The sequence below is a fragment of the Sphingomonas sp. GM_Shp_2 genome, assembly GCF_026540875.1.
Lineage (GTDB): Bacteria > Pseudomonadota > Alphaproteobacteria > Sphingomonadales > Sphingomonadaceae > Sphingomonas > Sphingomonas carotinifaciens.
The window spans coordinates 1-12,310 of the sequence record NZ_JALNUQ010000034.1 but is presented as its reverse complement, the minus strand read 5'-3'; the positions used below and the strand labels follow the sequence as shown (position 1 = coordinate 12,310).

Sequence of the window (12,310 nt, the reverse complement as noted above, 5' to 3'; positions counted from 1 at the left end):
TCTCGCCCGTAAACCGCAGCTTCAACACATCCCCGCTCTCAGGCGACGACGCGCGACGCTCCTGCCACGTTCGAGGTAGCTTGGGAAAGCCCCGCAATCGCACAATTTGCCAGTTGCAGCGCCAAAATCGACTCCGCCCCCTGGTTGCGGTTGAGGCCACCCGGCATCAATCCGTCGAAGCATCCGCCATCGGCCGAGGTGGCAAGCGGCAGGTCCAGGTCGTTATGCCCCAGGAACCAGCCATAGGCACGCTGCGCCTCGGTGATCCAGCGCGCGTCGCCGGTCGCCTCATAGGCGGCCTCGCATGCCTCCACCGTCGCCTGCGCTTCCAGCGGCTGCTGGTCGAACTGCAACGGCTCGGCATAGGGCCGCCCGAAGCTTTCCGTGCCGACTGCCCGGAAACGCCCCTCCGGCGAGGTCTGCTTGCCGACGATCCAGTCCAGCGTCTGGATGCCGCAATCGATCAGGTCCTGCCGCCCCAGCACCTTGCCGGCACGGATCAGGGCCTGCGGCACGCGCGCATTGTCATAGGCCAGCACGATCTCGAACCACTGCCATTCCGGGCGGCGCGCCTCGGCAAGCAGTTCCAGGTGAATGTCGGGCAGGCTTTGCAGGATCGTGCGCGCCAGTTGATGGCCGGGCTTCGCCTCCACCATCGCCGCCGCTCCGAGCAGCGCAAAGGCCTGCGCCCGCAGCGACCCCAGTTCCAGGGCCAGCGACGCGGTCGAATCGAACATCGCCCCTGCCCAGTCGCGATGCTTCTGCAACTGCGCGTCGCGTGCGGTGATGCCCAGCGCCCACAGCGTCCGGCCGTTCGAATCTTCCGACCCGACATCCTCGCACCACGTCCGGTCGAAGCGCATGAAGTTGCGATAGCGCCGCGCCTCTGGGTTCCACGCATATTGCAGGAACGATGCGTAGATCGTCGTCCACTTGTCACGCACCACCGGATCCAGATCGCTCATCGCGCTCATGAAGATCAGCGCGCGGGCATTGTCGTCGATGCAATAGCCATGCCGGCGGTCCGGGATCGAATAGATCGAATGCTGCAACATCCCCGTCGCATCACTCATCCGCTCCACCGCGGCGAAATCCGGCGCCAGGGGTTTCATCGCCGGTGCCTGCTGCACCATCCGTCTAGGGCGCGTCGCCACCATTGCCTTGATCTCCGTGAGCGTCGCTTCGGCCAGACGTGGCCAGATCATCGTCCGCCCGCGCTCATAGGCGCGCTGCGACAGACGATTACGGTCCTGCTCGATAGAGAACAGGTGATCGATTTCCCGTGCAAAGGCTTCATGGTCGTTGAAATCGACCAGCACACCGTGGCCATCGGCCAGGATTTCGGTGGCGTGGACATAGGGCGTCGAGATCACCGCCTTGCCCATGCCCACCGCGTAGGACAGCGTCCCGCTCGTGATCTGGGCCGGGTTGCTGTACGGCGTCGCATAGATGTCCGCCGCCTGGAGATAATCCAGCAGCTCCTCATGCTCGACGAACCCGTCGATGAAGGCGACATTGTCCGCCACGCCGCGGCTTTCCGCCAGCGCCTTCAGACGGTCTCGATATGCCTCGCCCTCATGCGCGATCAGGTTGGGATGCGTCGCGCCCAGCACGACGTAGAGCAGTTCGGGATGCCGCTGCGCCACTGTGGGCAGCGCTTCGATCATCGTCTCGATACCCTTGTTCGGCGCCAGCAGGCCGAAGGTCAGCACGACCTTGCGGCCCTGCCAGCCGAACGCATCCTTCATCGCTTCCGCGGCGACCAGCGGCCGGTCGGGCACGCCGTGCGGGATCATCACGATCTGTCGCGGATCGGCGCCATAGACGCGCTGCAGGATTTCGCGACCGCGCTCGGCCATCACGACCACGCGCGCGGCACGCTGCAACAGTCCTTCGAGCACGCGGCGTTCATCGACGCTCGGCTTTTCGAGCACGGTATGCAGCGTGACGATCAGCGGCAGCGTGGTGCGGTCGAGCAGCGCCAGGATATGCTCGCCGGCCGCGCCGCCATAGATGCCATATTCATGCTGCACCCAGATCGCCTGCGCGCCGCTCGCCTCGATCCGGCGGGCGGTGTCGAGATAGGCCACACGGTCGTTCTGGGGGATCGTGCCCGTCACTTCGGACGGATAGGCGTAGCGACCCGGATGGTCGTCCATCGCATAGACATCGACCGCGATGTCCGGGAAACGGTCCCGCATCGCCTTGTACACATCGGTCGTGAACGTCGCGAGGCCACACTGCCGCGGCAGGAAATTGCCGATCAGTGCCAGCCGTTCGATCATCGCGCCATCCGTCGTCACCATCCTGCCAACCCTCGACATCGCCGGACATGAACCTGCCCGAAACCTTGCGGAGGGATGAACAGTCGAGGACGGGGTTGGTTGCATTTCTGTTGCAATGCAGGATGAGCCGCGCGGCCCCTGCGATCAGCCGCGCCCGCGATACCCTGAAACGCCTTGATCCGGCAGCCAAAGCGCGGCAGGCGGCGCCGCCGATTGCCAGAACACGTCGATCGGAATGCCGCCGCGTGGATACCAATACCCGCCGATCCGCAGCCATACCGGCTTCATTTCATTGAACAATCTCTCGCCGATGCCGACCGTGCAATCCTCATGGAAACCGGCATGGTTGCGAAAGCTGCCCAGGAACAGCTTCAGCGACTTGGACTCGACGATCGTTTCGCCGGGAACGTAATCGATAACCAGATGGGCGAAATCCGGCTGGCCCGTGACGGGGCAGAGCGAGGTGAATTCCGGCGCCGCAAAACGCACCAGATACGTCCGGCCAGGCCGGGGATTGGGTACATAGTCGAGCACCGCCTCGTCCGGGCTGGCGGGAAGCGTGCTGGTCTGTCCAAGATGCATGGGATTCATGCCCGCCATGTAGGGCCTGTCGCGCCCGACGCCAACGCCCGCTTCCTATCGACGGCGACGGACAGGCCCGATAGGGACTTTCGCGCTGGAGGTGACGATGGACGCATTGCTGACACCGCAGGCGCTGGCGGCGCTGTTGGACGATCCGGGCATCCGCCTGCTCGATGCGACCCACCTGCTCGGCGATCCCGGCGGCGAACAGTCCCGGCGTCTGTTTCATCACGGCCATATCCCCGGCGCCCGCTTCATGGATCTCGACCATCTGGTCGATCCCGACACCAGCCTGCCGATGATGATGCCCTCGCCCGAGCGCTTTGCCACCGCGATGGCCGACCTCGGCATCAACACCGACGACCGCATCGTCGTGTACGACCAGTCTCCCCTGCACAGCGCCGCGCGCGGCTGGTGGATGCTGCGCAGCTTCGGTGCGGCAAACGTCGCCATCCTCGACGGCGGTCTCCCCGCCTGGCAAGCGGCCGGCCTGCCGATCGAACAGGTCGCGGCACCCGCCCCCGCCCCCGGCCACTTCGTTGCCCATCCGCCCGCCGCGCATCTGCGAACCCTTGCCCAAATGCAGGCGAACCTCGCCACCGATGCCGAACAGGTGATCGACGCCCGCTCGCCCGCCCGCTTTGCCGGTACGGAGCCGGAACCGCGCGCCGGCGTCATCCCCGGCTACATCCCCGGTTCGCAGAACCTCCATTATGCCCGGCTGTTCGAACCGGATGGCCGGTGGAAGCGCGGCGAAGCCCTCGCGGCCGCCTTTGCAGAGGCCGGCGTCGATTTCGACCGCCCCATCGTCGCCACCTGCGGCTCGGGCATCACCGCCACCGTGCTGGCCTTCGGCGCCCATCTGCTCGGCCACGCCATGGTCGTCTATGACGGCAGCTGGGCCGAATGGGGCAGCCATCCCGACACGCCAAAGGCAAAGGACTGACATGAAGGACGACGATACGCTGGGTGCGGCCACGCGCGTGGTACAGGCCGGCCGGCGCAAGGAATGGACCACCGGCATCGTCAGCCCGCCCGTCTGGCGCGCCTCGACGATCCTCTACGAATCGATCGCCGATCTGCGCGCCAGTGCCGGCCGCGACACGCATCACCGTCTCTATTATGGCCGTCGCGGCACGCCGACCCAGTGGTCGCTCGCCGATGCGCTGACCAGCCTGGAGCCGGGGGCAGAGGCGACGTTCCTCTACCCCTCCGGCGTCGCCGCCATCGCTGCCGCGCTGCTCGCGGTGCTGTCGCCCGGCGACGAACTGCTGATGGTCGACAGCGCCTATGAGCCGACCCGTGCGATGACCGCGTCGCTGCTCGACCGCTTCGGCATCACCACCCGCTTCTACGATCCGCTGATCGGCGCCGGCATCGCCGACCTGATCGGCGACCGTACCCGTGCCATCTTCATGGAAAGCCCCGGCAGCCTGACCTTCGAGATCCAGGACGTGCCCGCGATCGTCGCGGTGGCGAAGGCGCGCGGCATCGTCACGCTGCTCGACAATACCTGGGCGACGCCGCTGTTCTTTTCCGCGATCGACAAGGGCGTGGATTACAGCATCCTGGCCGCCACCAAATATATCGTCGGCCATTCGGACGTGATGCTCGGCTCCGTCACCGCCGCGCCCGGCCGCTTTGCGGCGCTGCGCGATACCAGCTTCCAGCTTGGCCAGGTCACCAGCCCGGACGACAGCTGGCTGGGCAGTCGCGGCCTGCGCACCATGGCCGTCCGGCTCGACCGGCATCAGGAAAGCGCGCTCACCATCGCCCGCTGGTTGCAGGACCGTGCCGAGGTGGCCGAGGTGCTGCACCCCGCCCTTCCCACCTGTCCCGGCCACGACATCTGGGCACGCGACTTTTCCGGCTCCAGCGGCCTCTTCTCCTTTGTCCTGAACGGCGGCGGCGAGGCGGCGCGGGCGGCGCTGATCGACGCGCTCGAACTGTTCGGCATCGGCTATAGCTGGGGCGGCTTCGAAAGCCTCGCCACGCCGGTCGATGTTGGTCGCATCCGCTCGGTGGCGCGCACCGCTTTCGCCGGCCCCATCGTCCGCCTCCAGATCGGGCTGGAGGACACAGCCGACCTGATCGCCGATCTCGAGCGCGGGCTGGCCCGGTTCCGCGCGACGCTGGGATGACGCTTCCCGAATGGCTTCAGGCCAACGGGCTCGACCTCCCGTCGCGGGCCGAGGGGATCGAGGCGGCGATCGCCACCGGACTGATGCTGGCGATGCTCGGCGCCGGCACGGTGGCGGGCCGCGTCGCCGGCCCGCGCTTCGCCGGCTTCTGGACGCGCCACGCGGCCAATCATGGCGAGCTTGTCGCCGGCCGGCTCTGTACCATCACCCGCTATCTGACCTCGGCCGTGCTGCTGGCGATCCTGTCGGCGGCGTGGCGCTGGTCGCCCTGGGCGCAGGCACCGATCGGGCTGGCTCTGGGCGTGACGGCGGCGCTGGCCGCGGTGCAGATGCTGCGCGGCCTCGGCCTGCCGCGGTGGATGGCGTGGACGGCCGCGGCGATGCTGTTCGTCGGGTTGTTCAGCCAGGCGGTCGGCGGCCTTGCCCCCATCATCCGCGTGCTTGAGGCGATCGGCTTCAACATCGGCACCCGCCGCTTCTCGCTGATGCTCCTCGTCACCATGCTGGTCACCGTCGTCGCGCTCTACGCGGTCGTCCGGCTCGCCAACCGCGTGGTCGAACACTGGATCGCCCATGCCCGCGGCCTCGACCCCACCCAGCGCCTGCTCGGCCAGAAGCTCGCCAGCATCGCCATCGTCGTCGCCGCCTTCTTCTTCGGCACCGACCTCCTCGAAATCGACCTGACCACCTTTGCCATCTTCTCCGGCGGCCTCGGCCTTGCCGTCGGCTTCGGCCTGCAAAAGACCATCGGCAACCTCATCGCCGGCATCATCCTGCTGCTCGATCGCTCGATCAAGCCCGGCGACGTCATCGCGCTGGGGCAGGAGATCGGCTGGGTGAACAAGATCGGCGTGCGCGCCGTATCCATAGTCACCCGCGACGGCAAGGAACACCTGATCCCCAACGAGAACCTGATGACGCAGGAGGTGGAGAACTGGTCCTATTCCGATCGCAACGTGCGCGTCCGCATCCCCGTTCGCGTATCCTATGACGCCGACCTGCGCCTCGCCCAGCAACTCATGCTGCGCGCCGCGGCCGAGTCGCCCCGCGTCCTGAAAAGCCCCAAGCCCACCATCTGGCTGATGTCCTATGGCGACTATGCGCTGGAGCATGAGATACTCGCCTGGATCAGCGATCCCGAGAGCGGCGTCGGCAATGTCCGCTCCGACGTGCTGAACCGCCTCTGGTGGCTGTTCAAGGAGCACGACATCACCCTGCCCTATCCGCAGCGCGACGTGCACATCCGCACCGCGCCCCATGCTCCGAAAGACACGCCGCCGCCGCTGTGACCCTGGCGCAACATCCGGTCACGTCACAAGCGTACCGACGCGAGAATCGTCTTGTGCACCGCAACAGCCGCTGTCACAAATCGGACATCGCCGAATAGACAGCGCAGGCGGCTTCCAGCCGCCAACAGACGCTGCATCCGGCGATATGCAGGTGAGAACATCGACTTCTCCGTTTGGAAGGGAAACGATGCGCTTCTCCACTCTACTCCTGGGCGGCCTCATGCTGGCGGTCACCACCCCCGCCTTCGCCCAGGACACCGCCCCGCCGGAGCCGATCACGGTCAGCGGCAGCGTCGCGGTGCTGACCGACTATCGCCTGCGCGGCATATCCCAGACCAACAGGAACGCCGCCGTGCAGGGCGCACTGACCGTCGCTCATGAAAGCGGCTTCTATATCGGCACCTTCGCCTCGAACCTCGCCGGCTGGGGCACGTTCGGCGGCGCCAATCTCGAACTCGATGCGATCGGCGGCTACAAGACCACGGTCGGCTCCGCCACCGTCGATGCGGGCGTGACCTGGTACACCTATCCGGGCGGCGCGTCCGAGTCGGACGTGGTGGAATTCTTCAGTCGCCTGTCCGGCGTCGCGGGGCCCGCCACGCTGACCGCCGGCGTCTATTACGCGCCCAAGCAGACTTCGCTCGGCAATTTCTCCAACACCCCGTTCAGCCGTGGGCAGCGCCAGCACAATGTCTACCTGACCGGTGACGGCGTCGTGGCCGTCCCCAACACGCCCGTCACGCTGAAGGCGCATATCGGCTATTCGGACGGCAATCCCGGCCTCGGCCCCAACGGCACCAGCCTGGCCCCCACCGGCGAATATTGGGACTGGGGCGTCGGCGCCGACGTGGTCGCGTACAAGAACCTGACCTTCAACGTCTCCTATATCGACACCGACATCACCCGCGCCGAATCCGCCTATCTCCAGCCGAATTTCTCGAAGTTCCAGGAACCGGGCGGCAAGTCGATCGCCAACGGCACCGTGCTGTTCTCGCTGACCGCCGCGTTCTGATCCCATCGGCAGGACGCGAAAAAGGGGGCGGCTTCCCATAGCGGAAGCCGCCCCCTTTTCGTTTGCCCCGGGAAGCTTACTGGGCGCCGGCGCGTGCGTCCTGGCCGTCACCCTCGGGCGCCGCCACGATGTCGCGGGTCGTGGTGCCCTTGTCGACCACATTGGTTTCGGGATCGCCCACCGACGAACGGATGCCGGCATCCGCCGCATCGTCGCCCGCGGCGCCAACCACCGCCTGCTCGCCGGCGCTGCGCTGCGCGCGGCCGCCGAACAGCGCGTCCAGCGTCTGCTGCTGCCCGCCCGTCGCCTGCGGCGCGGCACCCGGCTGCGGCGGGACCAGCGCGAAATCGGGCGGGATCACCAGCGGCGCCTGGCGCGCCACCGCGAACTCGTCGGGCCGCGCTCGGTCCAGACCCCCACGGCCACCACAGCCCGCCAGCAGCGCGGCGCAGGACAGACCTGCGATCACGGGCACCAACTTACGCATTGCTATTCTCCACAGGGGCAGCCTTGTCGCGCACCAACAGGGCGCGGGCCAGCAGAACCAGAACGCCTATCGTAATCGCCGCATCGGCGACATTGAAGACCAAAAACGGTCGCCAATCCGGATTCCACGGGGTTGAAAAGTGCAGGTCGGCGAAATCGACGACATAGCCAAGCCGCGCCCGGTCCAGGATATTGCCGAGCGCCCCGCCCAGCACGCATCCCAGCGCGATCTGGTCCGCCCGGTTGCGCTCGCGCGTCATCCACACCGCCACGCCCACCGCGATCGCGCTGGTCAACGCCACCAGCGCCCAGCGCTGCAGCGTCCCGTCCGCGGTCAGCAGCCCCAGCGAGATGCCGTAATTGGGCACGAAGCGCAGCGCAAAGATCGGCAGCACGTCGCGCACGTCACCCAGATAGCGGATGCCCAGCCCCTGCGTGACGAACAGCTTGCTCGCCTGGTCGGCGATGAACAGCGCCAGCGCGACGAGAAGCCCGGTACGGGGAAGCTTAGCCATGCGTCACCACCGCATCGCACCGGTCGCACAGGCCGCCATCGGCGCTCACTTCGGGCAGGTGCCGCCAGCAGCGCCCGCACTTGGCGTAATTGGTGCGCGACACGCTCACGCCGTCGCCGGGGCGGACCGCCGCGACGATGAACGCCTCGGCCAGCGCATCCTCGGCCAGCGGCAGCGCCGGCACGGACACCTCCGCCTCCAGCGACGACCGCACGGTCTTTTCACGGCGCAGCGGCTCGATCGCCTCGGTCACCCGCGTGCGCAGCGACCGCACCTCGGCCCAGCGCGTCGACAGCGCATCGTCGCCCGGCAATGCCGGCAGCTCGGGCCATTCCAGCAGGTGCACCGATCCGTCCTCGGACGGATAGCGCGCCTGCCATACCTCTTCGGCGGTGAAGCAGATGATCGGCGCGGCATAACGGACCAGCGTATGGAACAGCGTGTCGAGCACGGTGCGATAGGCACGACGGCGCAGCGAGTCGGCCGCATCGCAGTAGAGCGCGTCCTTGCGGATATCGAAGAAGAAGGCCGACAGGTCCTCGTTCGCGAAATCGGTCAGCGCGCGTAAGTAGCGGTTGAACTCGAACGCATCCGCCGCCGAGCGCAATTCGGCGTCCAGCTGCCCGAGCAGCGCCAGCACATAGCGCTCCAGCTCCGGCATCGCCTCCACCGCGACGCGCTCTTCCTCCGCAAACCCGTCCAGCGCACCGAGCAGATAGCGGAAAGTGTTGCGCAGCTTGCGATAGCTGTCCGATGCGGTCGCCAGCACTTCCTTGCCGATGCGGACGTCCTCGAAATAATCGACCGAGGCCACCCAGATGCGCAGGATGTCGGCACCCGACTCGCCGATCACCTTCAGCGGATCGACGACGTTGCCCAGCGACTTGGACATCTTGCGGCCCTGCCCGTCGAGCGCGAAGCCGTGGGTCAGTACCGCGTCATAGGGCGCCCGCCCCCGCGTGCCGCAGCTCTCCAGCAGCGACGACTGGAACCAGCCGCGATGCTGGTCGGACCCCTCGACATACAGGTTCGCGCGCGTGCCCTCGCCGAACCGCGCCTCCACCACGAAGGCGTGGGTCGAACCCGAATCGAACCACACGTCCAGAATGTCGTTGACCGGCTCATATTCGTGCAGATCATAGCCGCTGCCCAGCAGCGCCTGATGATCGGCGGTGAACCACGCATCCGCCCCGCCTTCGCGGAAGGCCTCCACGATCCGCGCATTGACCGCCGGATCGTTCAGATACTCGCCCGTCGCGCGGTGCACATAGAGCGCGATCGGCACGCCCCAGGCGCGCTGGCGGCTGATCACCCAGTCGGGCCGCCCTTCGACCATCGACCGGATACGGTTCTCGGCACGCGCCGGCACCCACCGCGTCCGCCCGATCGCATCCAGCGCGGTTTCGCGCAGCGTGGCACCGTTGCCCTGGGCATGGCCAAGTTGCAGGTCGGCCGGGTCACCGGTGGTCAGGACAGGAGCGGCGCGCTCAGCCTGCTCGGCGCGGTCCATCGGAATGAACCACTGCGGCGTCGCGCGAAAGATCACCTTCGCCTTGGACCGCCACGAATGCGGATAGCTGTGCTTGAAGTCGTCCGACGCCGCCAGCAGCGCGCCGGCATCGCGCAGGTCCGAACAGATCGGCCCATCGGATGCGACGAACTTCTTGTTGATCACCGATCCCTGGCCACCCAGCCAGGCCCAGTCCGCGCGGTACAGCCCCGCGCCATCGACCGCGAACACCGGCTCGATGCCATGCGCCTTGCACAGCAGGAAGTCGTCCTCGCCGTGATCGGGCGCCATGTGGACCAGACCCGTACCCGCATCGGTGGTGACGAATTCGCCCGGCAGCATCGGCCGCGGCTTGGCGAAGAAGCCGCCGAGCGCGTGCATCGGGTGACGCACGACGGCGCCTTCGAGTTGAGTGCCCTTGAACTGCCCAAGGCTGCGCGATCCGGCCTCGGTCGGATCAAAGCCCCAGCGCTTCAGCGCCGTTGCCTGAAGGTCCGCCGCAATGATGTACCGGCGATCGTTCCACTCGATCAGTTCGTAAACGACCTCCGGCCCATAGGCCAAAGCCTGGTTCACCGGAATCGTCCACGGCGTCGTCGTCCAGATCACCGCATGCGCGCCGACCAGTTCGGGCGCATTCGGCGCTTCCACGATCTCGAACCCGACATCGATCTGGGTCGAGACGATATCCTCATACTCGACCTCGGCCTCGGCCAGCGCGGTCTTTTCCACCGGCGACCACATCACCGGCTTGGCGCCGCGATAAAGCTGCCCCGACTCGGCGAACTTCAACAGCTCGCCGACGATCGTCGCCTCCGCGGCATAGGTCATCGTCAGATACGGGTCGGCCCAGTCGCCCATCACTCCCAGCCGCTCGAACTGCGCGCGCTGCACGCCGACCCATTTGTCGGCATAGGCGCGGCATTCGGCACGGAACTGCGCGACCGGCACCTCGTCCTTGTTCTGCTTCTTGGCGCGATAGGCTTCCTCGACCTTCCACTCGATCGGCAGGCCGTGACAGTCCCAGCCGGGCACATAGGGCGCGTCCTTGCCGGCCAGGGTCTGCGAACGGACGATGATGTCCTTCAGCACCTTGTTCATGGCGTGACCCATATGGATGTCGCCATTGGCATAGGGCGGGCCGTCATGCAGGATGAAGCGTTCGCGTCCCTGCCGCTCGGCGCGCAGCCGCTGGTACAGCCCGATCTTCGCCCAGCGCTCCAGGATCGCCGGCTCCTTGGCGGCAAGCCCGGCCTTCATGGGGAAATCGGTCTTCGGCAGGAAGACGGTGTCGCGCCAATCCTTGGCGGCCTCGGGCGTGTCGGTCATAAGTCTGCCGCCCTTAGCGGCTTTGCCGGGCGCCGTCAGCCCTCCAGAATCGGGCCCGCGAAATCAGGCGCGCAGGATCGCTCTGGCGCGCGCGCAATCGGCATCCATCTGCGCCACCAGCGCGTCCAGGCTGTCGAACTTCGCCTCGGGCCGCAGATAGTCGACCAGCTCCACCTCGATCCGCTCGCCGTACAGGTCGCCGGCAAAGTCGAAGAAATGCGGCTCCAGCAATTCCTTGGGCGGGTCGAAACTCGGCCGGATGCCCAGATTGGCCGCGCCGTCCAGCACGCGCCCGTCCGCCAGCCGCCCGCGCACCGCATAGATGCCGTAGGCCGGGCGCAGATATTTGCCCATGTCGACATTGGCGGTGGGGTAGCCGATCGTGCGCCCTACCTTGTCGCCGTGCTGCACCAGTCCCTGTATCGCGAACGGCCGGGTCAGCAGCCGTGCCGCGGCGCGCGCCTCGCCCAGGCGCAGGTGCGCGCGGATGCGGCTGGAGGATACCGGCTCTCCGTCCAGCGTCACCGGGCCGATCGCCTGCGTCGAGAAGCCGTGCACGGCACCCAGCGCGCGCAGGATCGCGACATTGCCGCTCTTGCGTGCGCCGAAGGTGAAATCCTCCCCCGTCACCACCCCGCCGACGCGCAACCGCTCCATCAGCCGCTCGGTGACGAACGCTTCCGCCGACAGCGCCGCCAGTGCCTCGTCGAAGCGGAACACCACCATCGCATCGGCGCCGGCCTCCGCGAACAACCGCGCGCGCTGTGCGAGCGTGGTCAGGCGAAAGGGCGGCGTGTCGGGTCGGAACAGGCGCACCGGATGCGGGTCGAAGGTCGCGACGATCGCCGGTCGCCCCTCGCCCCGCGCGCGCGCCACCGCCGCCCCGACCACCGCCTGATGACCGAGGTGAAACCCATCGAAATTGCCGAGCGCGACGATCCCGCCGGCCAGCATCGGCGGAACGGGCGCGTCACCGTCAAGACGCTGCATGGCGCGCGCTATAGAACGCCCGTCACCCGCGCACCAGCGTGACGTAGCTGTACGCCGGCCGGTCGCCCTCCGCACCGTGATCCTCGCGCGCCACCTCGCGCCAGCCGGTGAACGGCGGCACCACCGCATCCCCTTCGGGCGCGCCGTGCACTTCGGTCAGCTCGATCCGGT

The 12,310-nt window shown here is 67.3% G+C and carries 10 protein-coding genes and 1 pseudogene; 4 read left to right on the top strand and 7 right to left on the bottom strand.

Going from position 1 to position 12,310, the window contains the following annotated elements; translation table 11 throughout:
• Window positions 1-38: 38 nt before the first annotated feature.
• Window positions 39-2,306 (bottom strand): glycosyltransferase family 4 protein, encoded by a 2,268-nt coding sequence (locus tag OXR08_RS12180; RefSeq protein ID WP_267350190.1) that lies wholly within the window; start codon window positions 2,304-2,306, stop codon window positions 39-41.
• A 123-nt stretch (window positions 2,307-2,429) separates the two neighbouring features.
• Complete coding sequence (gene queF / locus OXR08_RS12175; RefSeq protein ID WP_112381756.1) at window positions 2,430-2,876, bottom strand: preQ(1) synthase; 447 nt, start codon at window positions 2,874-2,876, stop codon at window positions 2,430-2,432.
• 97 nt (window positions 2,877-2,973) lie between these two features.
• Here queF and OXR08_RS12170 point away from each other — a divergent pair, with 97 nt between their 5' ends.
• The 4 genes from OXR08_RS12170 to OXR08_RS12155 all read left to right on the top strand — a co-directional run bounded on the left by OXR08_RS12170 (window position 2,974) and on the right by OXR08_RS12155 (window position 7,309).
• Window positions 2,974-3,813 (top strand): sulfurtransferase, encoded by an 840-nt coding sequence (locus OXR08_RS12170; RefSeq protein ID WP_267350188.1) that lies wholly within the window; start codon window positions 2,974-2,976, stop codon window positions 3,811-3,813.
• Between the two features lies 1 nt (window position 3,814).
• Window positions 3,815-5,008 (top strand): cystathionine beta-lyase, encoded by a 1,194-nt coding sequence (gene metC, locus OXR08_RS12165; RefSeq protein WP_267350186.1) that lies wholly within the window; start codon window positions 3,815-3,817, stop codon window positions 5,006-5,008.
• On the top strand, window positions 5,005-6,297 hold the full coding sequence (locus OXR08_RS12160) for a mechanosensitive ion channel domain-containing protein (RefSeq protein WP_267350184.1): 1,293 nt from the start codon (window positions 5,005-5,007) through the stop codon (window positions 6,295-6,297). Before metC ends, OXR08_RS12160 begins: the two co-directional genes overlap by 4 nt.
• Before the next feature lie 187 nt (window positions 6,298-6,484).
• Entirely contained in the window at window positions 6,485-7,309 is an 825-nt protein-coding gene (locus OXR08_RS12155; RefSeq protein ID WP_267350182.1) for a TorF family putative porin, read from the top strand.
• Between the two features lie 76 nt (window positions 7,310-7,385).
• Here the strand turns inward: OXR08_RS12155 and OXR08_RS12150 are convergent, their stop codons facing one another.
• The 5 genes and pseudogenes from OXR08_RS12150 to OXR08_RS12130 all read right to left on the bottom strand — a co-directional run.
• Window positions 7,386-7,796, bottom strand: coding sequence for a DUF3035 domain-containing protein (locus OXR08_RS12150; protein WP_112381288.1), 411 nt, complete (start codon window positions 7,794-7,796; stop codon window positions 7,386-7,388).
• Window positions 7,789-8,310 carry a signal peptidase II gene (lspA, locus tag OXR08_RS12145; protein WP_112381289.1) on the bottom strand — a complete coding sequence of 174 codons (522 nt, stop codon included), beginning with the start codon at window positions 8,308-8,310 and terminating at the stop codon, window positions 7,789-7,791. The genes OXR08_RS12150 and lspA overlap by 8 nt, the downstream gene beginning before the upstream one ends.
• Entirely contained in the window at window positions 8,303-11,149 is a 2,847-nt protein-coding gene (gene ileS / locus OXR08_RS12140; protein WP_267350178.1) for an isoleucine--tRNA ligase, read from the bottom strand. Before ileS ends, lspA begins: the two co-directional genes overlap by 8 nt.
• A 63-nt stretch (window positions 11,150-11,212) precedes the next feature.
• The gene (locus tag OXR08_RS12135) at window positions 11,213-12,139 is read right to left on the bottom strand and encodes a bifunctional riboflavin kinase/FAD synthetase (protein WP_112381291.1); all 927 of its coding nucleotides are present in this window, start codon (window positions 12,137-12,139) and stop codon (window positions 11,213-11,215) included.
• 22 nt (window positions 12,140-12,161) lie between these two features.
• Window positions 12,162-12,310: pseudogene (locus OXR08_RS12130) on the bottom strand (dihydrofolate reductase); the annotation flags it as partial.

Excerpts from the sequence above, each read along its gene's own strand:
- OXR08_RS12180 (WP_267350190.1), bottom strand. The coding sequence starts at position 2,306 with ATGGTGACGACGGATGGCGCGATGATCGAACGGCTGGCACTGATCGGC.
- queF (WP_112381756.1), bottom strand. The coding sequence starts at position 2,876 with ATGAATCCCATGCATCTTGGACAGACCAGCACGCTTCCCGCCAGCCCG.
- OXR08_RS12170 (WP_267350188.1), top strand. The coding sequence starts at position 2,974 with ATGGACGCATTGCTGACACCGCAGGCGCTGGCGGCGCTGTTGGACGAT.
- metC (WP_267350186.1), top strand. The coding sequence starts at position 3,815 with ATGAAGGACGACGATACGCTGGGTGCGGCCACGCGCGTGGTACAGGCC.
- OXR08_RS12160 (WP_267350184.1), top strand. The coding sequence starts at position 5,005 with ATGACGCTTCCCGAATGGCTTCAGGCCAACGGGCTCGACCTCCCGTCG.
- OXR08_RS12155 (WP_267350182.1), top strand. The coding sequence starts at position 6,485 with ATGCGCTTCTCCACTCTACTCCTGGGCGGCCTCATGCTGGCGGTCACC.
- OXR08_RS12150 (WP_112381288.1), bottom strand. The coding sequence starts at position 7,796 with ATGCGTAAGTTGGTGCCCGTGATCGCAGGTCTGTCCTGCGCCGCGCTG.
- lspA (WP_112381289.1), bottom strand. The coding sequence starts at position 8,310 with ATGGCTAAGCTTCCCCGTACCGGGCTTCTCGTCGCGCTGGCGCTGTTC.
- ileS (WP_267350178.1), bottom strand. The coding sequence starts at position 11,149 with ATGACCGACACGCCCGAGGCCGCCAAGGATTGGCGCGACACCGTCTTC.
- OXR08_RS12135 (WP_112381291.1), bottom strand. The coding sequence starts at position 12,139 with ATGCAGCGTCTTGACGGTGACGCGCCCGTTCCGCCGATGCTGGCCGGC.